Annotated in this window: 21 protein-coding genes; 16 read left to right on the top strand and 5 right to left on the bottom strand. The window is 57.0% G+C overall.

Annotated elements, in window-relative coordinates; all coding sequences use genetic code 11:
- Nucleotides 1-116 precede the first annotated feature (116 nt).
- The 5 genes from ACODS3_RS15950 to pdxJ all read left to right on the top strand — a co-directional run bounded on the left by ACODS3_RS15950 (nucleotide 117) and on the right by pdxJ (nucleotide 3,616).
- Nucleotides 117-494 (top strand): DUF4845 domain-containing protein, encoded by a 378-nt coding sequence (locus ACODS3_RS15950; RefSeq protein ID WP_201017404.1) that lies wholly within the window; start codon nucleotides 117-119, stop codon nucleotides 492-494.
- Nucleotides 491-1,180, top strand: coding sequence for a ribonuclease III (gene rnc, locus ACODS3_RS15945; protein ID WP_025261572.1), 690 nt, complete (start codon nucleotides 491-493; stop codon nucleotides 1,178-1,180). The genes ACODS3_RS15950 and rnc overlap by 4 nt, the downstream gene beginning before the upstream one ends.
- Entirely contained in the window at nucleotides 1,173-2,075 is a 903-nt protein-coding gene (era, locus tag ACODS3_RS15940) for a GTPase Era (RefSeq protein WP_201017403.1), read from the top strand. Before rnc ends, era begins: the two co-directional genes overlap by 8 nt.
- A gap of 66 nt (nucleotides 2,076-2,141) precedes the next feature.
- A complete protein-coding gene (gene recO / locus ACODS3_RS15935) occupies nucleotides 2,142-2,825 on the top strand; it encodes a DNA repair protein RecO (RefSeq protein WP_201000174.1) in 684 nt (227 codons plus the stop codon).
- A gap of 50 nt (nucleotides 2,826-2,875) precedes the next feature.
- Nucleotides 2,876-3,616, top strand: a complete 741-nt coding sequence (pdxJ, locus tag ACODS3_RS15930) for a pyridoxine 5'-phosphate synthase (RefSeq protein ID WP_201017402.1) — start codon at nucleotides 2,876-2,878, stop codon at nucleotides 3,614-3,616.
- A gap of 6 nt (nucleotides 3,617-3,622) precedes the next feature.
- Here the strand turns inward: pdxJ and cmoB are convergent, their stop codons facing one another.
- The 3 genes from cmoB to ACODS3_RS15915 form a co-directional block, all read right to left on the bottom strand.
- Complete coding sequence (gene cmoB, locus ACODS3_RS15925; RefSeq protein ID WP_201017401.1) at nucleotides 3,623-4,582, bottom strand: tRNA 5-methoxyuridine(34)/uridine 5-oxyacetic acid(34) synthase CmoB; 960 nt, start codon at nucleotides 4,580-4,582, stop codon at nucleotides 3,623-3,625.
- The gene (cmoA, locus tag ACODS3_RS15920; protein ID WP_489035183.1) at nucleotides 4,579-5,322 is read right to left on the bottom strand and encodes a carboxy-S-adenosyl-L-methionine synthase CmoA; all 744 of its coding nucleotides are present in this window, start codon (nucleotides 5,320-5,322) and stop codon (nucleotides 4,579-4,581) included. Before cmoA ends, cmoB begins: the two co-directional genes overlap by 4 nt.
- A 100-nt stretch (nucleotides 5,323-5,422) precedes the next feature.
- The gene (locus ACODS3_RS15915; protein ID WP_489035181.1) at nucleotides 5,423-5,815 is read right to left on the bottom strand and encodes a protease inhibitor I42 family protein; all 393 of its coding nucleotides are present in this window, start codon (nucleotides 5,813-5,815) and stop codon (nucleotides 5,423-5,425) included.
- 748 nt (nucleotides 5,816-6,563) lie between these two features.
- On the opposite strand from ACODS3_RS15915, the gene ACODS3_RS15910 reads away from it, so the two are divergent.
- From ACODS3_RS15910 to ACODS3_RS15885, 6 genes are all read left to right on the top strand, one after another.
- Nucleotides 6,564-7,598: a polysaccharide biosynthesis protein gene (locus tag ACODS3_RS15910; RefSeq protein WP_201000169.1), complete on the top strand. Its 1,035-nt coding sequence runs from the start codon at nucleotides 6,564-6,566 to the stop codon at nucleotides 7,596-7,598.
- 2 nt (nucleotides 7,599-7,600) lie between these two features.
- A complete protein-coding gene (wbjC, locus tag ACODS3_RS15905; RefSeq protein ID WP_489035179.1) occupies nucleotides 7,601-8,719 on the top strand; it encodes a UDP-2-acetamido-2,6-beta-L-arabino-hexul-4-ose reductase in 1,119 nt (372 codons plus the stop codon).
- A 23-nt stretch (nucleotides 8,720-8,742) separates the two neighbouring features.
- Nucleotides 8,743-9,873 carry a non-hydrolyzing UDP-N-acetylglucosamine 2-epimerase gene (gene wecB / locus ACODS3_RS15900; protein WP_201000167.1) on the top strand — a complete coding sequence of 377 codons (1,131 nt, stop codon included), beginning with the start codon at nucleotides 8,743-8,745 and terminating at the stop codon, nucleotides 9,871-9,873.
- 14 nt (nucleotides 9,874-9,887) lie between these two features.
- Nucleotides 9,888-11,144, top strand: coding sequence for a glycosyltransferase family 4 protein (locus tag ACODS3_RS15895; RefSeq protein WP_201017397.1), 1,257 nt, complete (start codon nucleotides 9,888-9,890; stop codon nucleotides 11,142-11,144).
- Nucleotides 11,141-12,109 carry a UDP-glucose 4-epimerase family protein gene (locus tag ACODS3_RS15890; RefSeq protein ID WP_201017396.1) on the top strand — a complete coding sequence of 323 codons (969 nt, stop codon included), beginning with the start codon at nucleotides 11,141-11,143 and terminating at the stop codon, nucleotides 12,107-12,109. The genes ACODS3_RS15895 and ACODS3_RS15890 overlap by 4 nt, the downstream gene beginning before the upstream one ends.
- Nucleotides 12,110-12,260: 151 nt before the next feature.
- Complete coding sequence (locus ACODS3_RS15885; protein WP_201017529.1) at nucleotides 12,261-14,255, top strand: polysaccharide biosynthesis protein; 1,995 nt, start codon at nucleotides 12,261-12,263, stop codon at nucleotides 14,253-14,255.
- A gap of 50 nt (nucleotides 14,256-14,305) precedes the next feature.
- Here ACODS3_RS15885 and lon read toward each other — a convergent pair whose 3' ends face one another.
- Nucleotides 14,306-16,723, bottom strand: coding sequence for an endopeptidase La (lon, locus tag ACODS3_RS15880; protein ID WP_201017395.1), 2,418 nt, complete (start codon nucleotides 16,721-16,723; stop codon nucleotides 14,306-14,308).
- 260 nt (nucleotides 16,724-16,983) lie between these two features.
- On the opposite strand from lon, the gene ACODS3_RS15875 reads away from it, so the two are divergent.
- The 5 genes from ACODS3_RS15875 (at nucleotide 16,984) to ACODS3_RS15855 (ending at nucleotide 22,318) form a co-directional block, all read left to right on the top strand.
- Nucleotides 16,984-17,655 carry a methylamine utilization protein gene (locus tag ACODS3_RS15875; protein WP_489035176.1) on the top strand — a complete coding sequence of 224 codons (672 nt, stop codon included), beginning with the start codon at nucleotides 16,984-16,986 and terminating at the stop codon, nucleotides 17,653-17,655.
- Nucleotides 17,655-20,009: a bifunctional diguanylate cyclase/phosphodiesterase gene (locus ACODS3_RS15870; protein ID WP_201017393.1), complete on the top strand. Its 2,355-nt coding sequence runs from the start codon at nucleotides 17,655-17,657 to the stop codon at nucleotides 20,007-20,009. Before ACODS3_RS15875 ends, ACODS3_RS15870 begins: the two co-directional genes overlap by 1 nt.
- Nucleotides 20,010-20,012: 3 nt before the next feature.
- Nucleotides 20,013-20,876, top strand: a complete 864-nt coding sequence (locus tag ACODS3_RS15865) for a DUF3034 family protein (protein ID WP_201000161.1) — start codon at nucleotides 20,013-20,015, stop codon at nucleotides 20,874-20,876.
- Entirely contained in the window at nucleotides 20,876-21,298 is a 423-nt protein-coding gene (locus ACODS3_RS15860) for a group I truncated hemoglobin (protein WP_201000160.1), read from the top strand. The genes ACODS3_RS15865 and ACODS3_RS15860 overlap by 1 nt, the downstream gene beginning before the upstream one ends.
- Before the next feature lie 573 nt (nucleotides 21,299-21,871).
- Nucleotides 21,872-22,318: a cupin domain-containing protein gene (locus tag ACODS3_RS15855; RefSeq protein WP_304574959.1), complete on the top strand. Its 447-nt coding sequence runs from the start codon at nucleotides 21,872-21,874 to the stop codon at nucleotides 22,316-22,318.
- Nucleotides 22,319-22,402: 84 nt separating this feature from the next.
- On the opposite strand, the gene ACODS3_RS15850 is transcribed toward ACODS3_RS15855, so the two are convergent.
- Complete coding sequence (locus ACODS3_RS15850; RefSeq protein WP_489035173.1) at nucleotides 22,403-24,820, bottom strand: glucose/quinate/shikimate family membrane-bound PQQ-dependent dehydrogenase; 2,418 nt, start codon at nucleotides 24,818-24,820, stop codon at nucleotides 22,403-22,405.
- Nucleotides 24,821-25,185: the final 365 nt, after the last annotated feature.

Genomic DNA, 25,185 nt, shown 5'->3' with positions numbered 1-25,185 from the left:
TCAATGCGGCGCTGCTAGAACAGCGCCGTATCTCATTTGGGCTGGCCCGAAACGTTTCTGACCGATAAATCATGTCGGTTGCGTGAGCGGGCTATTCTTGAGGTCGAGGTCGAAGCATGACGTTCTCCGCTTCTCAGAAAGGTTTGTCGTTCGTGGGATGGCTGGTTGCGCTGGCGTTTGTCGCATTTGTGACGAGCACGGCTTTCAAGCTGATCCCGCACTACCTTGACTACATGTCGATGAAGAAAATCATCGAGACGGTCGAGAGCAATCAGGCCCTGGATATCACCACGGTCGACGATTTTTACAGTTATGTCGGTAAAAACATGCAGGTCAACAATATTCGGGATGTGGATTTGAACAAGGCTTTAAAGGTGACGGTGCAGAACAACAAGTTCAGTGCCCATTTGAAATATGAACAGCGTGAGCCGTTGATCCAGAATATCGATCTGGTGATGAAGTTCGACCAGCAATTCAGCGTGGGTAAACTGTGAGCGTATCCTTGAGCCGCCTGGAGCGTCAGCTCGGCTATACCTTCAAGGATCAGGAACTGATGATCCTGGCCCTGACTCACCGCAGTTTTGCTGGCCGCAACAATGAGCGTCTGGAGTTTCTCGGTGATGCGATCCTCAATTTCGTGGCCGGTGAAGCCTTGTTCGAGCGCTTCCCTCAGGCCCGCGAAGGCCAGTTGTCGCGTTTGCGCGCACGCCTGGTGAAAGGGGAAACCCTCGCACTGCTGGCCCGTGGTTTCGATCTGGGCGAGTACCTGCGCCTGGGGTCCGGTGAGTTGAAGAGTGGCGGCTTCCGTCGCGAGTCGATTCTTGCCGATGCCCTTGAAGCCTTGATCGGTGCGATCTATCTCGATTCGGGCATGGAGGTTGCGCGTGAGCGTGTCCTGGCATGGCTGACCAACGAGTTCGACAGCCTGACCCTGGTCGACACCAATAAAGACCCTAAAACCCGACTGCAGGAATTCCTCCAGTCCCGTGCCTGTGAATTGCCGCGTTACGAAGTGGTGGATATCCAGGGCGAACCGCATTGCCGGACGTTTTTCGTCGAATGCGAGATCACCTTATTGAATGAAAAGAGTCGAGGCCAGGGTGTCAGCCGTCGCATTGCCGAACAGGTAGCCGCGGCCGCAGCACTCATTGCCCTGGGCGTGGAGAACGGTCATGACTGATACAACTGCAACTCGCTGTGGCTATGTTGCCATCGTCGGCCGCCCCAACGTAGGCAAGTCAACGCTGCTCAACCACATTCTGGGCCAGAAACTGGCAATCACCTCGCGCAAGCCGCAGACCACTCGTCACAACATGCTGGGTATCAAGACCGAGGGCGCCGTGCAGGCGATCTATGTCGATACCCCCGGTATGCACAAGAACGGCGAGAAAGCGCTCAACCGATACATGAACAAGACCGCTTCGGCTGCGTTGAAAGACGTCGATGTCGTGATCTTCGTGGTTGACCGCACCCGCTGGACTGAAGAGGATCAGATGGTGCTCGAGCGCGTCCAGTACGTACAAGGTCCTGTCATCCTGGCGATCAACAAGACCGATCGCATCGAAGACAAGAGCGATCTGATGCCGCATCTGGAATGGCTGCAAGGCCAGTTGCCCAATGCGTCCATCGTGCCGATTTCCGCGCAGCACGGGCATAACCTCGATGCGCTGGAAGGCCTGATCGCTTCCCATCTGCCGGAAAACGATCATTTCTTCCCGGAAGACCAGATTACCGACCGCAGCAGTCGTTTCCTGGCTGCCGAACTGGTTCGCGAGAAAATCATGCGCCAGCTGGGTGCCGAGCTTCCATACCAGATCACCGTCGAAATCGAAGAGTTCAAGCAGCAGGGCCGCACCCTGCATATCCATGCCCTGATTCTTGTCGAACGTGACGGCCAGAAGAAAATCATCATTGGCGACAAGGGTGAGCGGATCAAGCGTATTGGCAGCGATGCACGTCGCGACATGGAGTTGCTGTTCGACTCCAAGGTCATGCTCAACCTGTGGGTCAAGGTCAAGGGTGGCTGGTCCGATGATGAGCGCGCCTTGCGTTCGTTGGGTTACGGCGACCTGTAAGTGTTCTGTCACCCGATCATGATTTCTTCATGATCGGGTGAATCCCCTTTCTTTCGAGCCAGCCCGATGAGCACGCCAACCGGCCAACCTGCTTATGTGCTCCACAGCCGGGCATATCGCGAAAACAGCGCCCTGGTCGACTTCCTCACACCGCAAGGCCGCTTGCGCGCCGTGTTGCGTAATGCGCGTGGCAAGGCAGGCACTCTGGCGCGGCCCTTTGTTCCTCTGGAAGCAGAGTTTCGCGGGCGTGGTGAACTCAAGAATGTCGGGCGCATGGAAGGTGCCGGTGTTGCCATCTGGTTGTCCGGTGAAGCCTTGTTCAGCGGCATGTACCTCAACGAACTGCTGATTCGCCTGCTGCCTTCCGAAGATCCTCACCCCGCCGTTTTCGATCACTATGCCGCGACCCTGACGGCATTGGCGCAAGGCCGTCCCCTGGAGCCGCTGCTGCGATCATTCGAGTGGCGACTGCTGGACGATCTGGGCTATGGCTTTGCGCTGGACATGGATATCAATGGCGACCCCCTTGCTGCTGACGGTTTGTATCGCCTGCAAGTGGATGCCGGGCTTGAGCGGGTTTATCTGTTGCAGCCCGGACTGTTTCAGGGTGTTGAACTACTGGCCATGGCCGAAGCTGACTGGAGCGCTCCGGGAGCGTTGTCCGCAGCCAAGCGCTTGATGCGTCAGGCATTGGCTGTGCATCTGGGCGGTCGTCCATTAGTGAGCCGTGAACTGTTTCGCAAGCCGTGAGCAGGCTTTATGCTCTGCGGCCTGCTTCGATCAAACTTCAGGAGACACCCGTGACCCAAAGCACTCGCATCCTTCTTGGCGTGAATATCGACCACGTTGCCACCTTGCGTCAGGCTCGCGGTACACGTTACCCGGACCCGGTGAAAGCCGCGCTGGATGCCGAAGAGGCGGGCGCCGATGGCATCACTGTGCATTTGCGTGAAGATCGTCGGCATATTCAGGAGCGCGATGTGTTGCTGCTCAAGGATGTTCTGCAGACACGCATGAATTTCGAGATGGGCGTAACCGAAGAAATGCTCGCCTTCGCCGAGCGCATTCGTCCAGCTCACGTATGTCTGGTGCCGGAAACCCGCCAGGAGCTGACCACCGAAGGCGGCCTGGATGTCGCCGGGCAGGAAACCCGGATCAAGGCTGCGGTCGAGCGACTGGCGAAGATCGGTTGCGAAGTTTCGCTGTTCATCGATGCCGACGAGCAACAGATCGCTGCTTCCAGGCGTGTCGGCGCTCCTGCCATCGAACTGCATACCGGCCGTTATGCCGATGCACAGACGCCGGATGAGGTCGCAGAAGAACTCAAGCGTATTGCCGATGGCGTAGCTTTCGGTGTGGCTCAGGGCCTGATCGTCAATGCCGGCCATGGCCTGCATTATCACAACGTCGAAGCGGTGGCGGCGATCAAAGGGATCAATGAGCTGAACATCGGGCATGCGCTGGTTGCACATGCCTTGTTCGTGGGCTTCAAGGCTGCTGTGGCCGAAATGAAGGCATTGATTGTGGCGGCAGCCAGGTAATCAGCCTCAGGGCTTGCGCCCGACAATCACAGCACGCATCGGTGCGGGCAGGCCTTCAACGGTGCGGCTGTGATCTTGCGGATCAAGGAAATCGCCCAGCGACTGGTAGCGCATCCATTCGGTGCTGCGTTGTTCCTGAACGGTCGTGGTGCTGACATCGACGCAGCGCACATCGGTGAATCCGGCGCGACGCAGCCATAACTCCAGCGCCGGGACCGATGGCAGGAACCATACGTTGCGCATTTGAGCGTAGCGATCTTCCGGGACCAGCACTTGTTGTGCATCACCCGGCACCACCAGTGTTTCCATGACCAGCTCGCCGCCTTTGACCAGACAGTCCTTCAAGGCCAGCAAGTGGTCGACAGGCGATTTGCGGTGATACAGCACGCCCATTGAGAACACGGTATCGAAGCCTTCGAGGTTGGCCGGCAAGTCTTCCAGAGCAAAGGGCAAATGCCAGGCCGGCAGGTCCGGCAGATAGCGCTGCATCGCCTGGAACTGACAGAAGAACAGCCAGTTGGGGTCGACACCAATCACGCTCTCGGCTCCAGCACCGAGCATGCGCCACTGGTAATAGCCGTTGCCGCAGCCTACATCCAGTATGCGTTTACCCTTGAGATCCAGATGTGGCGAGACTCGTGACCACTTCCAGTCCGAGCGCCATTCGGTATCGACATGCACTCCGAACACATCGAACGGACCCTTTCGCCAGGGTGAAAGCCCCATCAAGGCCTTGCGCACTTGAGTGCGGGTCTCGTCGTCGCACTCGACCTCCAGAGTAAAGCTGTCGGCCAGCTCAACGCGCTCCGGCGTGAGTCTGGGCAGGGCATCCAGTGCGCTTTGCCAGCGTTGCAGGTCGCCGTGCCCCTTGGCCATCTTGGCGTCGAGTTGTGCTTGCAGGCCGTTGGCCCATTCAGCCAGAGGTGTGCCTGTCAGGCGGCGAACGAGTGGAGCGAGATCAATCATGGCAGGGCAATCAACGAGGCAAAGTTAAGGCATTGGAACCAGGGGATGACCTTGGAAAAGCCGGCGGCCAGCAGGCGTTGGCGGTGTTCTTCCAGGCTGTCGGGTTTCATGACGTTTTCGATGGCGCTGCGCTTCTGGGCTATTTCCAGATCGCTGTAGCCGTTGGCGCGTTTGAAGGCGATATGCAGGTCGGTCAGCAGTGCATGCTCCTGCTCATCGTTGAAGCGCAGCTTTTCCGAGAGGATCAAGGCACCGCCAGGCACCAGCGCCTGACGAATGCTGGTCAGCAGCGTCAGCCGCTGTTCGGGAGCGATGAATTGCAGGGTGAAGTTCAAAGCCACCACCGAGGCAGGCTGGAACTGCAATCCCAGAATATCGCCTTCTATGACCTCGACCGGCAGCAACTCCTGAAACATCGAGTTCTGTGCATTGAGGTATTCACGGCAGCGCTCGACCATTGCTGCCGAGTTATCCACCGCGATGACCTTGCAACCCTCGCTGCGCACATGGCGGCGCAGGGCTTGAGTCACGGCCCCCAGCGAACTGCCCAGGTCATACAGAACCGTATCGGGTCTGGCGAATTGTGCCGCGAGCACGCCGAGATTCTCGACAATCGTCGGGTAGCCGGGCACCGAGCGCTTGATCATGTCAGGAAAGACCCGAACGACATCCTCGTTGAAGGCGAAGTCAGGCACCTGAGCCAAAGGCTGGGCGAAAATGCGGTCGGGTTCTTTGCTCACGGCTGTTCCGGCGAAGGCTTTGAAAGGCGGGCATTCTAGGCAAGTTGTCGCCGGGATGCATCAGTCAGAGCGTGTTCTCTGACAGAGCGTGTAAAACGCTTCAATTCACCGTGATCGCACACTCGAAGGTCTGCTCGGGAGGCGCTTCAGGTGTCCAGGGTTGCTGGTAGATCATCAGCAGTTGTCCGCTGCCTGCATCGGCCGCCTTGTAGCGCCATACCGATTGTCCGCCACTGCCAACCATTTCCGTGCTTTGCGCGTTTTTATAGACCTCAGGCCCCAGGCTTCGCAGGACGTTCTGTGCCGGGTTCTGGATCTGCCAGCGAAAGCCGGTGGTGGGGTTGCTGGGCAAGGTGAGGATCAGGGTTTGTCCGCTTTTGAGTGTCAGCGGGCAGTCGCTCTGGTCCTCCACTGAAACGATGTTTTTCGGTGTTTGTGCGCAGGCGGTCAGCAGGGCAAGGCTCAAGGGCGCGAGAAGGCGGGCATGGGTCATGACAAGGTCCGATTTTGCGTGACGATGCTGGAGCATAACGCATTGATGCGCGAGCACGATGAAGAACTGTGCAGCCCTGCTGACTGACGTTACACCCGACAAGGTAGGGGAGTTTTGTGAATTTCAGAAAAGTCATACAGCATTAGTGGCGTATTATGGGTTTTGTGTCTGATCTTCATGAAGTATTTAAGCTCCCGATAAACTCATGGAGTTATGAATGGATTGCGCGCAGGCGAGAACGTAAATTGTTTCGCGCTCTTCCATTGTTGCTGGTCGAGGATCTTGATGTCACTGGCTCCTCTTTTTCAGTCGATACAGGATGATGGCGGTATGCCTTGAATGTTCGTTTGGCAAAAGAAAGGTCTTGTGTGCAGCGCAGGGCCTAGAATGAGGTGGCATTTCGATAGGGAAGTGGCACAATCGCCAAGGTTTTTTGTATGGCAGGCTATTTGCGGTTTAATCGACCACAAACAGCGACTGCCCGGCAAGCAATAGCCAGTCAGTTGCGAGCGGTTGTGAGCATTGGATTTTGCTCACGACACTCGGCGACGGTTCGTTGGACAATATGCACAGGATGGTCGCAGCGTGGACGTAGCAGGCGTTGCTGCGGGCAGCTTTTTTGTTTTCAAGGGCGTTGATCGAGCTGTATAGATCAGTTATCGCGACGCTCAGCAGTAAGACAAATTGGTTTTTCGGCCTTGAGGTCTCGTTAATCCCAGGACTGCCTGCCTCATTTTCAGGAATTATTATGTTTAGCGGAAAAAAACTTCTCATCTCTGGCGGTACAGGTTCTTTTGGCAACGCTGTGCTCAAGCGTTTTCTCGACAGTGATATTGCGGAAATCCGTATTTTCAGCCGGGACGAGAAGAAACAGGATGACATGCGCAAGCGCTATGCCAATAGCAAGCTGAAGTTTTACATCGGTGATGTGCGTGACTACCAGAGCGTGCTCAATGCCACTCGTGGCGTCGATTACATTTTTCATGCTGCTGCCCTGAAACAGGTTCCGTCCTGCGAGTTCCACCCGATGGAAGCGGTCAAGACGAATGTCATCGGTACCGAGAACCTGCTGGAAGCCGCAATCCAGAACGAAGTTCGTCGCGTTGTCTGCCTCAGCACTGACAAGGCCGTCTATCCAATCAACGCCATGGGCATTTCCAAGGCGATGATGGAAAAGGTCATGGTCGCCAAGTCGCGTAATGTCGACGATAGCAAGACCGTCATCTGCGGCACTCGCTACGGCAACGTGATGGCATCGCGCGGGTCCGTGATTCCACTCTTTATCGAGCAGATTCGTGCTGGTAAAGAACTGACGCTTACTGATCCCAACATGACGCGCTTCATGATGACTCTGGGCGATGCCGTCGACCTGGTTCTTTATGCGTTCGAGCATGGTAACAACGGCGATCTGTTCGTTCAGAAGGCCCCGGCCGCGACTGTCGAAGTGCTGGCCAAGGCTCTGACTGCGCTGGTGGGCAAGCCTGATCATCCGATTCAGGTGATTGGCACGCGCCATGGCGAGAAGTTGTATGAAGCGCTGTTGAGCCGTGAAGAAATGGCCTGCGCCGAAGACAAGGGCGAATACTTCCGCATTCCGCCGGACCTGCGCGACCTGAACTACGCGAAGTTCGTGGAGCAGGGTGAAACCAAGATCTCGCGCACCGAAGACTATAACTCGCACAACACCGAGCGCCTGGATATCGAAGGCATGCAACGCCTGTTGCTCAAACTGGACTTCATGCGCGCAATCCAGCGTGGCGAGCACGCTACGCCGGAGGAATGAACATGAAGGTTCTGATTACGGGTGCCAACGGTTTCGTTGGCCAGAATCTTGTTTCCCACCTTGGGGAACGGGCCGATGTGCAGGTACTGCGTTTTACCCGTGACGAGTCCCTGGACAGTCTTGCGGGGCTGGTTGCCGAGGCAGATTTCATTTTTCACCTGGCGGGCGTCAACCGTCCACAAGACCCGCAAGAGTTCCAGACGGGCAATACCGATCTGACTCGCGCCTTGTGTGAGGCCATTGTGAGCAGTGGCCGTCAGGTGCCGATTCTGTACACCTCGTCTAGTCAGGCCGAACTGGACAATGCTTATGGCAGCAGCAAGCGGGGTGCCGAAGACGCGCTCGTGGCACTGAATGCCAGCCATGGTGTGCCGGTTCACCTGTTTCGCCTTCCGAACGTTTTCGGCAAATGGGCGCGTGCGAACTACAACTCGGCCGTTGCAACGTTCTGCCACAACGTTTCCCGAGGCTTGCCGATCAGCATCAACGATCCGCAGGCCCGTATCAACCTGGTCTACATCGATGATGTGATCAGGCATTTCCTGGCCGTCATGGACGGTAAGCTGGCGGGTACGCCTTTCGTCAGTGTCGAGCCACAGTATTCGATTACCGTGGGTGATCTGGCCGAACAGCTGTATGTATTTCGCGACAGCCGCCAGTCAATGATCACCGAGCCGGTCGGCACAGGTCTGGTCCGGGCCTTGTACTCGACTTACCTGAGCTACCTGCCCCCTGAGCGCTTCACCTATGAAGTGCCCAGACACGGTGATCCGCGTGGCGTGTTCGTGGAGATGCTCAAGACGCGGGACTCCGGGCAGTTTTCCTACTTTACCGCGCATCCTGGCATTACCCGTGGGGGTCATTACCACCACTCCAAGACCGAAAAATTTCTGGTCATCAAGGGCAAGGCCTGTTTCCGCTTCCGCCATATCGTTTCCGGCGAGTTCTACGAGCTGTTCACCATGGGTGAACAACCGCAGATCGTTGAAACCGTACCCGGCTGGACCCATGACATCACCAACGTGGGTGAGGACGAGATGATCGTCATGCTCTGGGCCAATGAAATATTCGACCGTGAACACCCAGACACTTATGCGCGCCCCGTCGGTACCGAAGCCTGAGCCGCTGTTGACAGGATATTGAAATGAAAAAGCTGAAAATTGTAACTGTCGTAGGCACACGGCCAGAGATCATTCGTCTGTCGCGGGTCATGGCTGCGCTGGATGAGCATTGCGATCACATCCTGGTCCACACTGGCCAGAACTACGATTACGAGCTGAACGAGATCTTCTTTCAGGACCTGGGCATTCGCAAGCCAGACCACTTCCTGAATGCTGCCGGTGCCAGTGGTGCAGAAACCATCGGTAACGTGATCATCGCTGTCGACCGCGTGCTGGCTGAAATCGAGCCAGAGGCTCTGCTGGTGCTGGGCGATACCAATAGCTGCATGGCTGTATTGCCAGCCAAGCGCCGCAAGATCCCGACTTTCCATATGGAAGCGGGCAACCGTTGCTTCGACATGCGCGTGCCGGAAGAGATCAACCGGCGCATCGTCGACCATACGGCCGACATCAATCTGACCTACAGCACCATCGCCCGCGATTACCTGTTGCGCGAAGGTCTGCCGGCAGACCGCGTTATCAAGACCGGCAGCCCGATGTTCGAGGTGCTGGGGCACTACCGCGAAGGCATCGACAACTCGGACGTTCTTACCCGTCTGGGGCTTGAGCCTGGCAAATTCTTTGTGGTCAGTGCGCACCGCGAAGAGAACGTCGACTCGGACAAGAACTTCCTCAAGCTGGTGGATGTGCTCAATACCGTGGCCGAGCAGTTCGGCCTGCCAGTGATCGTCTCCACCCACCCTCGTACCCAGAAGCGTGTCGATGCGATGGGGGTGACCTTCCATGCCAACGTTCGGTTGCTCAAGCCTTTGGGCTTCAAGGATTACAACAAGCTTCAAGTTGAATCCAGGGCCGTACTGTCCGACAGCGGAACGATCAACGAGGAAGCTTCCATCCTGAACTTCCCGGCATTGAACCTGCGCGAAGCTCATGAGCGTCCTGAGGGCATGGAAGAGGCCGCAGCCATGATGGTCGGTCTGGAAACCGAGCGTGTGCTGCAAGGCTTGAGCATCCTGGACAGCCAGTCTCGTGGTGATGTGCGCAGCTTGCGTCTGGTGAGCGACTACAGCATGCCCAACGTTTCGGACAAGGTCGTACGTATCCTGCATAGCTATACCGACTATGTGAATCGAGTGGTCTGGAAGCGGTACTGATCCGAGTAGTGGAAATGGCTGAAAAAGCGTTAAAAGTTCTCGTAGTGACTCAGTATTTCTGGCCTGAGAACATGCGGATCAATGATCTGGTCCGCGATCTTTCGGCGAAGGGGCATGAGGTAACCGTCTTGACGGGGTTGCCTAACTATCCTGAAGGGAAAGTATTTGAAAGTTACCGCGAGAAGCCTGAAGAGTTTAGTCCCTACTGCGGTGCCGAGGTGGTAAGGGTTCCGCTTGTCCCCAGGGGCAAGCGCAGCCTCAGTCTTGCGCTGAACTACCTGTCGTTCTTTATCAGCGCCTCGATCCTGGGGGCTTTCAAGTTGCGCAAACACAAGTTCGATACGATCTTCGTGTATGCCGTTTCGCCAATCATGGCTGCCATTCCGGCACTGGTGATCGGGCGTCTGAAGCGTGCTCCAGTGTTTGTATGGGTGCTGGATCTATGGCCTGAAACCTTGCGTGCCGTCGGTGTGGTGAAGCAGCCTTTACTGCTGGGGCTGGTAGGCAAGGTCGTTTCGTGGATTTATAACCGTACAGACTATCTGCTGCTGCAATCCCACGGGTTCATTGACAACGTTCGGCGTTATTGCACCCGACCGATTACCGATGAGCGTCTGGTTTACTTCCCGAGCTGGGCTGAGGACGATTTTTCATCTTCGGCACCGCCATTATGTGATTTGATCCCGCAGGACCCGAATGTATTTACGGTCGTGTTTGCTGGCAATCTGGGCGAGGCTCAGGATTTCCCGGCTGTACTGGATGCTGCCGAGTCGTTGCGCGTCAGCCATGCCGTACGCTGGGTTATTGTCGGCGATGGCCGCATGAGTGAATGGATTGCCGAACAGATCGCTGCCAGGCAACTGGATAACGTGCATCTTCTCGGTCGTCATCCATTGGAGGCGATGCCGGGGCTGTTTGCCCAGGCCGATGCCTTGCTGGTATCGCTGAAAACCAATGACGTATTCGAAAAGACCATTCCGGGTAAGGTTCAGGCATATCTTGCTTCCGGGAGGCCTGTATTGGGGATGATCAATGGTGAGGCGGCGCGTGTGATCAGTGAGTCCGGTGCCGGTTTTGCCTGTGACTCCGGTGACGCTGAGGGCCTGGCAGCCATTACCCGTTCACTTGCCAATACTGCCCCGGCCCAGCGCGACAGTATGGGCCGTGCCGGGCGCAACTATTACGAGCAGCACTATGCCAAGGGCAATCTTCTGATGCGTTTGGAAACCCTCTTTCGTCAAGCTACCCTTCGCAAAGTGAGCCAGCCATGAACCCCTCTTCTGTTTTACTGACAGGTGCAACCGGTTTTGTCGGTAAAGCGCTGCTCGCCAGTCTGCTCAAACGGGGCGATAAAGTGACTGCCGCTGTGCGCGGTTCCTCGGCGCAAATCGATCCCACGGTCACGCTTGCTCAGATTGCCGGCCTTGATGGACAGACGCAGTGGCAGGATAGTCTCCAGAATGTGCAAGTGGTGATTCATGCGGCGGCCCGCGTGCATGTCATGACCGACACTGAGGCCGATCCGCTGGCTGCGTTTCGCAAGGTCAACGTCGAAGGCACATTGAATCTGGCTCGTCAGGCGGCAGCGGCGGGAGTGCGACGTTTTATCTTCATCAGTTCCATCAAGGTCAACGGCGAAGGCACCTTGCCCGGCCAGCCTTACCGTGCTGACGATATTGCGGCTCCGATTGACCCTTACGGGATCTCCAAGATGGAAGCCGAGCAAGGTCTGCGTGCCTTGGCCGAGGAGACGGGGCTGGAGGTGGTGATTATCCGGCCGGTTCTGGTCTATGGGCCGGGAGTGAAAGCCAACTTCCTGTCGATGATGCGCTGGCTGGACAAAGGCGTTCCACTGCCTTTCGGGGCAATCGACAATCGGCGCAGTCTGGTTGCTCTGGATAATCTGGTCGATCTGATCGTGACCTGCATGACGCATCCAGCCGCTGCCAACCAGACGTTTCTGGTCAGCGATGGCGAAGATCTGTCGACTACCCTGTTGCTCAAACGTATGGCGAGTGGGCTTGGCAAGTCGGCGCGCCTGTTGCCGATACCGTCTGCCTTGCTCGTGCTGGCTGCGAGGCTTCTGGGCAAGCGTTCGCTGTCACAGCGTCTTTGCGGGTCCTTGCAGGTCGATATCCAGAAGACACGCTCGCTATTGGACTGGACTCCTCCGGTTAGCGTGGATAAGGCCTTGTCGATGGTCGCGCGCCACTATCAGGAAAACCCGGGCAAATAACGCAAGGGTGGTTCTTTCAACGGGTAGTGGCATTCAAGTTCAGGGCGCGAAGCGCCTTGCAGGCTGATTGCGATATAAATGGTTTTCAACGACGCCATGCGACGTGAAGTCGGTACGAAGCGACATGGAGTGAGGTGGAGGTAGAAGGATGATGATGAAATTACGCTCGCGAATGCTGGGTCTTTCGCGCAAGAACAAGCGAATAGTGCAGGTTGGCGCCGATATTGTGCTGATCTGGGTCGCTTTGTTGCTCGCGTTCGTCGTGCGACTGGGGTTCGATGCAGCTTCCGTATCCATCTTCGAGCACTTATGGCTGTTCTCGGCCGCACCTGTACTGACGATCCCCATCTTTATCCGCTTTGGCATGTACCGTGCCGTCATGCGCTTTTTCGGCAACGATGCGCTGATTGCCATAGGCAAGGCCGTCAGCCTTTCTGCTTTATTGGTGTCGGTGGTGGTGTATTGGTATGGCGACCATGAAGTAGTTGTCCCTCGCTCAGTGGTTTTCAACTACTGGTGGCTGAGTCTGGTCATGATCGGTGGCTTGCGTCTGATCATGCGCCAGTACTTTCTGGGTGACTGGTTCATGGCATCCCAGCATGTGCCCTTTACGTCACGCGACAATGGATTGCCCAAGGTCGCAATCTATGGCGCTGGTGCTGCGGGTAATCAACTGGTTGCGGCCTTGCGCCTGGGCCGCATGATGCGCCCGGTGGCATTCATCGACGACGATAGCAGCGTGACCAAGCGCACCATCGCCGGGCTGGTTGTCTACAAGCCCAGGCATATCCAGCAAATGATCGATGCCACGGGAGCAGAAGAGATTCTTTTGGCGATCCCGTCAGCGACCCGTGCCCGTCGTCGCGAGATCCTCGAGTACCTCGAAGGCTATCCGATCCATGTGCGCAGCGTCCCGGGTTTCATGGATCTGGCCAGCGGCAGGGTCAAGGTCGATGACATCCAGGAAGTCGGCATTGCTGACTTGCTCGGTCGCGATTCGGTGTCTGCACAGGATGATCTGCTGGAGCGCTGCATTACCGGCAAGGTGGTAATGGTCACTGGAGCAGGCGGCTCGATAGGATCTGAGCTATGTCGTCAGATCCTGTTTCTGAAACCTTCCCGGCTGCTGCTGTTCGAGCACAGCGAGTTCAACCTCTACAGCATTTTCGGTGAACTGGAGAAGCAGGTTCAGCAGGGTTCGCTGGATGTTGAATTGCTGCCGATTCTGGGCTCGGTCCGCCACTTCGACAAGATGGTCGATGTGATGGGGACCTGGAACGTCGACACGGTTTATCACGCCGCAGCCTATAAGCATGTGCCGATCGTCGAGCACAACAGCGCCGAAGGTGTCTTGAACAATGTGATGGGGACCTTGCACACGGCACAGGCTGCCTTGCAGGTTGGCGTTGCCAATTTCGTGCTGATCTCCACTGACAAGGCGGTTCGGCCCACGAATGTCATGGGCAGTACCAAGCGCCTTGCCGAAATGATCCTCCAGGCGCTGAGTCGTGAAGTTGCGCCGGTATTGTTCAGCGGCAGCAATAATGTTTCCCACGTCAACAAGACCCGATTCACGATGGTGCGCTTCGGTAATGTGCTGGGCTCTTCGGGCTCCGTGATCCCGCTTTTTCACAAGCAGATCAAGAGCGGCGGGCCATTGACGGTGACTCATCCCAATATCACCCGCTACTTCATGACCATCCCCGAAGCGGCTCAACTGGTGATTCAGGCGGGCTCCATGGGGCAGGGTGGTGACGTCTTCGTGCTTGATATGGGCGCACCGGTCAAGATCGTCGAGCTGGCCGAACGCATGATCAATCTGTCAGGGTTGAGCATGCGCTCCGAGCGAAATCCCCATGGCGATATCGCCATTGAGTTCACCGGCTTGCGTCCCGGGGAGAAGCTTTATGAGGAGCTTCTGATCGGCGATAACGTGGTTCCTACCCGTCACCCGATGATCATGAGTGCCCAGGAAGATTTCCTGCCGTGGGACATCCTCAAAGACAAACTGGTGTCGCTGCTGGAGGCTATTTCCACAGATGACTACCCACGTGTTCGGCAAATGCTGAGTGAGCTGGTCGTCGGTTATATGCCTGAAGGTGAAATTGTCGACTGGATGCACCTGGAACAACGCGCTAACCAGTAGCGCTTGTGGAACTTCGCGAATGGGCGGAACGCCGCCCATTCGCGAAAGTATCAGAACAGTACTTTTGCCACATCCGCAAAGCGTTTGGCGAAGTGTACGGTCAGTCCCTCCTTCAAGTAATCGGGAAGCTCCTCGAAGTTTCCGCGATTGGGTTCCGGAAGAATCAGTTCGTTTATCTTCTGTCGCCGTGCCGCAATGACCTTTTCACGCACCCCGCCAATTGGCAGAACATGTCCGGTCAAGGTCAGTTCGCCGGTCATGGCCACGCCTTTTTTCGGCGGCTGGTTGCGTGCCAGAGACAGCAAGGCACTGGCCATGGTCACGCCGGCACTCGGGCCGTCCTTGGGCGTTGCGCCTTCCGGGACGTGCAGATGCACGAAGGCTTCGTCGAAGAACGTTGTATCGCCACCGAAGCTTTTCAGGTTGGAGCTGACGTAGCTGTAGGCTATTTCGGCGGACTCTTTCATCACGTCACCCAGTTGCCCGGTCAGTTTGAAACCCCGGTTCAGGGTGTGGATGCGTGTCGCCTCGATCGGCAGGGTGGCGCCGCCCATGCTGGTCCAGGCAAGGCCCGTGATGACACCGGTGCCGGACAGGACCTGTTCGCTGCGGAACACTGGCATGCCCAGAGAAGCCTCCAGATCCTTGTTGCCGATCTTGATCACCGAGTCAGGCTTATCCAGCAGTTTGACCACCGCCTTGCGCACCAGCTTGCCCAACTGTTTTTCCAGCTGTCGTACGCCAGCTTCGCGTGCATAGCCCTCGATCACGGCGCGCAGTGCGCTGTCGCTGATCGACAGTTTTGTCTTGGCGACACCGGCCTTGTCCAGTTGCTTGGGCCACAGGTGACGCTTGGCGATGGCGAGCTTTTCTTCGGTGATATAGCCGGACAGGCGTATCACTTCCATCCGGTCCAGCAGTGGGCCGGGAATCGAATCCAGTGTGTTGGCGGTGCAGACGAACAGCACCTTGGACAGGTCCAGACGCAGGTCCAGATAGTGGTCGAGGAATTCCACGTTCTGTTCCGGGTCCAGGGTTTCCAGAAGGGCAGAAGCCGGATCACCCTGATAGCTCTGACCCATCTTGTCGATTTCATCGAGCATGATGACCGGGTTCATCACCTCCACATCCTTGAGCGCCTGCACCAGTTTGCCCGGTTGGGCGCCGATGTAGGTACGACGGTGGCCCTTGATTTCCGCTTCGTCGCGCATGCCGCCCACGCTCAGGCGATAGAAAGGGCGCCCGAGGGATTCGGCAATCGAACGCCCGACACTGGTCTTGCCCACGCCGGGCGGGCCGACCAGCAAGACAATCGAGCCACTGATCTCACCTTTGTAGGCTCCCACGGCTAGGAATTCGAGAATACGGGCCTTGATATCGTCCAGCCCTGCATGGTGCTGATCGAGCACCTTGCGCGCGTGCTTGAGGTCCAGCTTGTCTTCGCCGTAGACACCCCAGGGCAGAGAGCTTGCCCAGTCCAGATAGTTGCGGGTCACTGCGTATTCGGGCGAGCCGGTTTCCAGGACCTTGAGCTTGCCGATCTCTTCGTCGATTTTCTTGCGGGCCTGGGCGGGCAGGGTCTTGCCTTCCAGGCGTTGCTCGAACTGTTCGATATCGGCGCTGCGGTCGTCCTTGCTCAAGCCCAGTTCCTGCTGGATGACCTTGAGCTGTTCCTTGAGGAAGAACTGGCGCTGATGTTCGCCGATCTTGCGATTGACCTCGGCGGAGATCTCTTTCTGCAGGCGCGCGACTTCGACTTCCTTGCGCAGCATCGGCAGGACCTTTTCCATGCGCTTGAGCATGGGGACGCAATCGAGCACTTGCTGGAGTTCGACGCCGGTGGCGGAGGTCAGCGCAGCGGCAAAGTCGGTCAGGGGCGAGGGATCGTTAGGGCTGAAGCGGTTGAGGTAGTTCTTCAGCTCTTCGCTGTAAAGCGGGTTGAGCGGCAGCAGTTCCTTGATCGCGTTGATCAGGGCCATGCCGTAGGCCTTGACCTCGTCGGTCGGCTCATTGGGTTGCTGCGGGTATTCGACTTCCACCAGATAAGGCGGACGGTGGTGCTTGAGCCAGGTGCGGATACGTACGCGGCTCAAACCCTGCGCTACGAACTGCAATCGACCATTTTCGCGGCTGGCATGGTGAACCTTGACCAAAGTGCCATATTCGGGAAGTGCCTTGGTATTGAAGTGGCGAGGATCTTCCTGAGGGGTGTCCATGAAAAACAGTGCAAGCGAGTGATGCTCGGATTTGCTGACCAGTTCGAGGGTTTCGGCCCAGGGCTCTTCATTGACGATCACAGGCAGGACCTGCGCCGGAAAGAAAGGGCGATTGTGGATCGGGATGATGTAGACCTTGTCCGGAAGATTCTGGCCGGGAAGAGCAAGGGACGTGTTGTCGGAATTCAGGTGGATCGTGTGTTCGGCGGCGTCATCAGGCAAATCTTGCGAGTCTTTCTGCTGGTCACTCATAGGGCACCTGCGAAATTGAACATGATGCTTAGATGGGGCAAGTCGCCTCAGGTTTCAATGGGGACGGTCGATAGCGTAAGTAGGAGGTGATCAGCCTGTAAAAAACAAGGCAATGCCTTATGTTTTCAGGCCCTGATTGCGTGATGGCTTTATGCCTGGTGTCGCGTACTCTTAATGGGGTCGACAGTTCATCTGCATGCAAAACCATGCCAAGGCTGGCGTTCTTGTTCTCAGTACTGCCGTTTTGGATTGAATCGAGTATGACCAGAGTATTTTCTTCTGTTGTCCTGGCTGGGTTATTGGTGTGGTCCGCTGCAAATGCATCGGCTGCTGCCTTGACGGCTCAGGTATTTGACAAGCACGGCAAACCGCTTGCCGATGCTGTCTTGACGCTCAAGGGGCCAGCCGGAGCGGCTGCCAGTGGCGGCAAGGCTGAAATGGATCAGCGCGACCAGGAGTTTTCGCCTCGCGTGCTGGCGGTGCATACCGGCGCGCAAGTCAAATTCCCCAACAGTGACAACATTCGCCATCAGGTCTATTCCTTCTCGCCTGCAAAGCGCTTCGAGCTACGCCTTTATGAAGGTACGCCTTCAGAACCCCTGCTCTTCGACAAGGCGGGTGTCGTGGTGCTTGGCTGCAATATCCATGACTGGATGGTCGGTTACATCTATGTCACCGACGAGCCATGGTTCGGCGTGACCGACAGCAATGGCACCCTCAAGCTCGACCAACTGCCTGCCGGGCATTACGTGGCAACGCTCTGGCATCCGCAGGCCGAAGACATGCAGCCGGTGCCGGGAGGTGAGTTAGATATTCCAGCGTCGGGCCTTGCCCAGCGTTTTAACCTCGATGTCGAGATCAAGGCTGAAGATAAACCTGCCAAGCCCGCGCCAGGGGCGTTTGGCGAGGCTTTCCACAAGGCTGCTCATTGATGAGTCTTCGTAACAGCTTTCAGGCGCGCATTGCCTGTGTATTGATTGCTTTGCTGCTTATCGTGATCAGCGCGGTGCTTTTTGCCGTCAAGATTGCGACTGGCGATGCGGTCCGTACCCAGGCTCAGGCTCAACTGGAAGTGGGTAGCCGGGTTTTTGAACGTTTGATCGAGCTGCGCGGCAAGCGCTTGCGCGACACGGTTCAATTGCTGTCTGCCGATTTTGGATTCCGCGATGCGGTAGCCAGCGAAGACTCGGCGACTATCCGTTCGGTGTTGCTGAACCACGGTGGAAGAATCAACGCCAGTGACATGTTTTTGCTGGGCATGGACGGTACGGTTGTCGCCAGTACCGAGGCTGAGGTGCCGGAAGGCTCCAAGTTCGTCTATGACCAGGCGTTGCGCAATGCCAAGCGCAACAAGCAGTCGGTCCTGATCATTCCCGGCGGCGGTATACCGCATCTGTTGGTTGAAAGTACGGTTCTGGCGCCCTTGCCCCTTGGGCGTGTGGTGATGGGATTTGCCATCGATAGCGATATTGCCCAGGAACTGCGCTCGCTCAGTGGCCTGGAAGTTTCCTTTCTGACCGTTGAAAACGGCCAGCCGGGCGAATTGATCAGTACCCAGCCTGATGCCTTGCATCCTGGCCTGGTCGAGCTGATGCGTAACTCCTCCGAAGGTCAGATGCGCGTCACCGAGCAGTTGAATCAGAACTTTCTCAGCCAGGCACTGATGCTGGCCAATACGGGGCAGGCGAGCGACGGGCAAGTGATTGCCTTGCTGCAAAGCCCGCTGGACAAGGCCTTGCAGGCTTTTGCACCACTGGATGAAAAGATTTTCTGGATATCCCTGGCTGCGCTCTTTGCTTCTTTGATCGGTACGCTGGCGCTGGCTCGCAGTGTGTCCACTCCGGTTCGGGAACTGGCTCTGGCGGCCAAGCGTATCGAGGACGGGGATTATGAAACCCCGGTAGCCATGAAGCGCAGCGACGAGTTGGGCATGCTCGCTGGCGCGATCAACGCGATGCAGCGTGGTATCGCAACGCGCGAAGGGCAATTGTCACACAATGCGTTGCACGATGCGGTAACCGGGCTGCCCAACCGGGCGCTGGTCATCGAGCGTCTGGGCAGTGCGATTGCGGCAGAGCGCCCGGTGGCATTGATGTATCTCGGCATAGAGAACATGGCGTCGATCAACGAAAGCTGTGGTGCCGATGGCGTTGACCAGTTACTGCGCCAGATAGGCCAGCAGTTGCAGGACGCACTGGGTTCTGGCGATACCGTGGCTCGACTGACGGCCAATGAATTCCTGTTGTTGCTGGACCACACCACCAGCGATGGCGCTGTGGCCATGGGCGACACCCTGCAACGCATACTCAGCGAGCCGCATCGTGTCGATAGCCAGGAGATCTCGCTTGAGTGCTGTATCGGTATCACGACTTACCCGGAAAACGGCGACGCCCCCAAGGAGTTGCTCAGTCGTGCGGCGATTGCGCGTAAAGACGCGGTGAATCTGCCGGGCCGTATGCAAATCTACGAAGATGGTCGCGACCTTGCTCACCAACGCCAGATCAGCCTGATTCGTGACCTGCGCAAGGCTGCGCAGAATGGCGAGCTGATGTTGCATTACCAGCCCAAGCTGGATATCCGCAAAGGCCATGTGCGTCAGGCCGAAGCCTTGTTGCGCTGGAGCCACCCGCAATTCGGCAATGTTTCGCCAGCCGAGTTCATCGTGTTGGCCGAGCGCACCGGCAGTATCCAGTTACTGACCAACTGGGTGATCGAAGAAGCCATGCGCCAGTTGGCCGAGTGGAACAAGCGCGGTCTGTTCATCCAGTTGTCGGTCAATATTTCAGCTGACGACCTGCTCGGTAGCGATCTGGTCGGGCATGTCATCACGCTGCTCAAACACCATGGAGTGCCTGCCGAGCAACTGATTTTCGAGATCACGGAAAGCGCCGTGATGAGTGAGCCGGAAAAAGCCCTGATTGTTCTCCATCGTCTGCGCGATTGTGGCATCAGCCTTTCGGTGGATGACTTCGGCACCGGCTACTCTTCGTTGGCACACCTCAAACGATTACCGGTACAGGAGTTGAAAATCGACCAGTCCTTTGTCCGCAATCTGGATGAAACCAGCGAGGACGCAGTGATCGTGCGTTCCACCATCGAGATGAGCCACAACCTGGGGCTCAAGGTGGTCGCTGAAGGTGTCGAGTATCAGCACAGCCTGGATTTGCTTGAGCGTTGGCACTGCGATACGGCTCAGGGTTACCTCATCAGTCGCCCTTTGACCGCCCCCGCGTTCGAGGCATGGATTGCCACGTCTCTGACTCCCCCCAGCCTGATGGTTAATTGAGCTATGACCTACAGAATTTCGTTGTTGTTGGGTTGTGTACTGGGGGCTTTCTCGTCCCTTTCCATGGCCGATAACGGTCGTCTGATCGCCACGGGCGGTGCCAGCAGCATAGAAGGTGCTGCGGGCGGGGGGATAACGCCATGGGCGGTGATTACCGGTTATGGCGAACAGGGCGAGTGGGGCGCCAGTGCCTTTGCTACCCATATCGACTTGCCTGACTACACACTGGATGTGGCGGGTATGGCAGTGGCTTACGGTAACCGTGTCGAGCTGTCCTATGCCCATCAGCGTTTCGATCTGGGCACCTTGCAGCACAAGTTGAGCCTGCCCGAAGACAACCTGACCCAGGACGTCTTCGGCATCAAGGTCCGGCTGTTCGGTGACTTGATTTACGACTCCCTGCCGCAGGTTTCCCTGGGTGTGCAGTACAAGCACCAGAACGATTTTCTGATCCCGAGCCTCATAGGCTCAAAGCGTGATTCGGACGTCGAAGGGTATCTGACCGCCAGCCGCCTGTTCATGGGCGCGGCCTTTGGTTACAACGTTGTAGTCAACGGCGGTGTGCGTTATAGCCGCGCCAACGAAACCGGCTTGCTGGGTTTTGGTGGCGACCGCCGCGACAGCCGCAGCGTCCTCAAGGAAGGCTCGGTTGCCGTGCTGTTCAACCCACGCTGGGCCATGGGGGTTGAGTACCGCGAGAAGCCGGACAACCTGTCGTTTGCCGGAGAGAATGATTGGGCAGATGTGTTTGTCGGCTATTTCCCCAACAAGCATTTGTCCATTGTCCTGGCCTACGCGCGGCTGGGCGAAATCGCCACACTGGATAACCAGAACGGCACTTATCTGTCTATTCAGGGGAGTTTCTGATGAGACGTCTGTTGATGTGCCTGATGATTGCCTTGCTGGCTGGTTGCGCCCAGCAGCCGCCCAAGGATGACCGCCTTTACCAGGACCTCGGACAGCGTGCCGGTATCCAGCGCATTGTCGAGGGCATGTTGATGAACGTCGCCCAGGATGACCGTATTGTCGAGCGCTTCAAGAGGGTCAATATCGTCCTGTTGCGCGACAGGCTGGTGGAAAAGCTCTGTGTCGAAGCCGGAGGGCCCTGCGAATACAAAGGTGACAGCATGGCCGAGTCGCACAAGGGCCAGAACCTGACCCGCAGCGATTTCAATGCGTTGGTAGAAAACCTCATCAAGTCCATGGATGCCGAGAAAATCCCGGTGCCGGTGCAAAACCGCCTGATCGCCAGGCTGGCACCGATGCGTGGCGAAGTCATCGAGAAGTAATCCTCTTGCAAGCCTGTTCGCAATCAAGTCGTTCACGTTGCCGACTTGATTGTGCGACAAATCAAAGAACCGTTCGTTTTTCAATACCTCCCTGCCTTTATGAAGAATTATTAATTTGGGGGGTGAGCTTTTTAATACCGCGTCAATATTCGGTACATAAACCGATGCGCTAAAAGCCCATAGAATGGAAATGAAAAATCCGCCTTTAAAAAATATTTCTAAATTTTTCAGAGGTGTGGTATTTCATTCCAGCGCTCAAGGCAGGCTATCTCTCGCCCTTCAGCGCCGGGGGGTTATCAACAAATGTCCGTTTGCGCATAACTCTTTTGTATTGAAGTTGATACACAGTCGTATGTGAGGTGAACGCCGCATCAGACGGCTTACTTGTCTTAAAAGACGGCAATGCCTATTCAAACCTTTTTGCTTTGGTCATCCCTTTGGATAACCAGGGCCGTTTTCAGTGTGTGTCACATTTCTCAGGGAAGTTATATGTTGCAGAAGCAAAGTCTGTTTTTGAAAAATGTAGTCTCTCGTCAACTGGAGTTGATTCGCGTATTGGGAGCCGGAGTTGCCATGGCGGCTGTGGTGATGCTTCCTCTGGGGGCCGCGCACGCTGCGGCACCCGCTACAGAGGTTGCGCAGCAGGGGATAAGAGCGTTCAAGCTGTGCACGGGCACTGATAACCGTGCGCACATCCAGGAAGGCACGATTGATCAGAAATTCCGCACAGACGTGGACATCATCCACTTCAAGGAAACAGCACCCCATTCGTCCTACGATTGGCACCCTGCTCCTGAAGAGCAATACGTGATCACCCTCACCGGCACGCTGGAGTTCTTCACCACAGGCGGCGAAACTTTTGTCCTGCGTCCTGGTGATGTGCTGGTTGCGCAAGACACCACAGGCGAAGGCCACCGCTGGCAGATGGTCGGTGACGAGCCATGGCGTCGTGCTTACATCACCTTCAAACCGGGTGTGAAAACGGCGTTTGTACCCAAGGCCGGTTCCAAAGGTTGCTGATCGCGTTTCACTGACGCATCGAGCTTGAAACAAGAAAGGCGGCTCCCTCAGGGTAGCCGCCTTTCTTGTTGATTCAGAGAAACATCATTTCGGCAGTTTGAACGCCATTACATAGTCTCCCTGTTTAGTCCCCAGCGAACCATGACCACCGGCCACCACCAGCACATATTGCTGGCCGTCCTTGCCGGTGTACGTCATTGGTGTGGTCTGGGCGCCTGCTGGCAGACGTGCTTCCCACAACTGTTTGCCGTTACGAACATCGTAGGCGCGCAGGTATTGGTCCAGCGTACCGCTCAGGAACGCCAGGCCACTGGCGGTGGTGAACGTACCGCCCAGGCTTGGAACGCCCATTGTCAGCGGGACAGGGACCGGCGAGCTGTCACGCACGGTGCCGTTCTTGTGCATCCAGATGGTCTTGTGATTAGTCAGGTCCACTGCTGCCACATAACCCCATGCTGGCGCCTGGCAAGGCAGGCCCATGGGTGAGAGCAAGGCTTCGAGTATCACGCCATAAGGTGCGCCCTTGTTCGGTTGTACGCCTTCGGTTTCGCTCTTGCGGCCAGGGCCTGCTTCAACCTCGGCTGCGGGGACCAGTTTCGAGCGGAACGCCATGTAACTCGGGTTGACGAAAGCGATCTGGCGAACCGGGTCAATCGAGATGCCGCCCCAGTCGAACACGCCGAAGTTACCCGGGTAAACGATCGAGCCTTGCAGCGATGGCGGTGTGAACGGGCCTTCGTAGCGCAAGGATTTGAAGTCGATCCGGCACAGCATCTGATCGAATGGCGTCACACCCCACATGTCACGTTCCTTGAGGGGCGGTGGCATGAAGTTCAGGTCGGACTTGGGCTGGGTCGGCGAGGTGTGATCCCCTTCGACCGCGCCTTGCGGCACCGGCACTTCCCTGATCGGCACGATGGGCTGGCCGTTGCTGCGGTCCAGCACATAGATGCTGCCTTGCTTGGTCGAGGCCAGTACCGCCGGTTTGACGCCATCGGCGGTTTTCATGTCCATGAGCGTCGGCTGACCGCCCACGTCCATGTCCCACAGATCGTGATGAGTGAACTGATAGTTCCAGCGCACATGACCGGTGGCGATGTCCAGCGCTACCAGGCCTGCGCTGTATTTCTCCGAGCCAGGAGTGCGGTTGCCGCCCCACTGGTCGGGCATCTGGTTGCCCATGGGCAGGTAAAGCATGCCCAGTTTTTCATCGACACTGAACATGGACCACATGTTCGGTGAGTTGCGGGTGTAGGTCTTGCCTTCGGCAATAGGCGTCGTATCGTCCGGGTTGCCACTGTCCCAGTTCCAGACCAGACGGCCCGTGTGAACATCGTAGGCGCGGATGACGCCCGAAGGTTCGTCGGTGGAGACGTTATCGGTGACATGGCCGCCGATCACCACCAGATCCCTGGTCACCGCCGGTGGCGACGTGGAGTAGTAGCCGCCCGGCGCGAAGGTGCCGATATTGGCGCTCAGATCGATTGAGCCTTTGTTGCCGAAGTCTTCACACATCTTGCCGGTGTCGGCATTGAGGGCGATCAGACGGGTATCGGCAGTGGGCAGGAAGATACGGCGCGGGCAGGCGTTGCCTGTCGTGCTCGCGGCTACCGGTGTTGCCGGGCTTTGAGCAGGGCTGCTCGCTGCGTAGGCCGCGTCATCGTGATACGAGACGCCACGGCAGGTCATGTGTGCCCAGCCTTTGAAGTTTTCTGCACTCTGGGTGCTGATCTTCGGATCGAAGCGCCAGATTTCCTTGCCGCTGTCCGGGTCCAGTGCAATCACCTGGCTGTGCGGCGTACACACGTACAACATGCCGTTGACCTTGAGCGGCGTGTTTTCGGCAGTGGTTTCTCCCGGGTCACCCGGCCCGGGAATATCGCCTGTGCGATAGGTCCAGGCCGGGACCAGCTTGCTGACGTTTTCCGGCGTGATCTGGGCCAGCGGCGAGTAGCGGTCGCCAAAGGCGGTACGGCCATAGGACTGCCAGTCGCCATCGGGCATGGCAGGAGCGGTGTTCGCGGTGCCAGCGGTTTCACGATCCAGTTGCCCTTCGATACGGCCGGGGTTTGTGAACTGGCTGGCCAGCGCGGCAACACCTGCCAGCACTACGGCGACAGTCAGGGCACCGGTTCCCAGGCGGGCAGGCTCGCCACGCAGCAGAGGCCGACGAAACCATGGCAACAGCAGGACAATGCCCAGCGCGAACCAGAGCGCCAGCCGTGGTACCAGTTGCCACCAGTCCAGGCCTACCTCCCACAATGCCCAGACCGTGCTCGCAAACAGCAGCACTGCATACAGGCCAAGTGCGAAGTGACGTCCCATGATGAGCAATACGCCGGTTACCGTAAAACCGATGCCTGCCAGCAGGTAGTAGAGCGAGCCGTCCAGTTGTATCAGGCGCAGGCCGCCAGCCAAGAGGACCAGTCCCATCAGCGCGATCACCAGACCGAGCAATGTGGGTAACAGGCGATTTCTACTCAAAGCACCTTCAGTGCTCATAATGCAAATCTCCGTGACGATTTCATTGTTTTATTGACGCTACGTTGTGTGTTGCACGTTGGCGTCATGTTTTTGAACGCTAGTTCTTGAAACGAATTCCCGACAGCAGAAATCAACCATTGGTCAGAAGGTCCTGCTCAGGCCCGAAAACCGGGCGTTGAGGCGTAGACCGCCAAGGTATGGATTCGTGCATTGAAATGGTGGTGACAGGCACAGCCCGAGCGGGCAGAACGTCAGTTCAGGAGGGAAAATGATAGGGTGCTAATGATTTTGTAAACAGTCACAAACCTGATACGGACCCTTGCATGATCCGCAACAGTGCAACCCGAAGGCGCCTGCGCATTGCACGCAGGCGCTTCTTTCTT

The organism is Pseudomonas sp. FG43, from assembly GCF_057809175.1.
The sequence above is the reverse complement of the archived record's forward strand: the minus strand, read 5'-3'. Positions and strand labels throughout refer to the sequence as shown.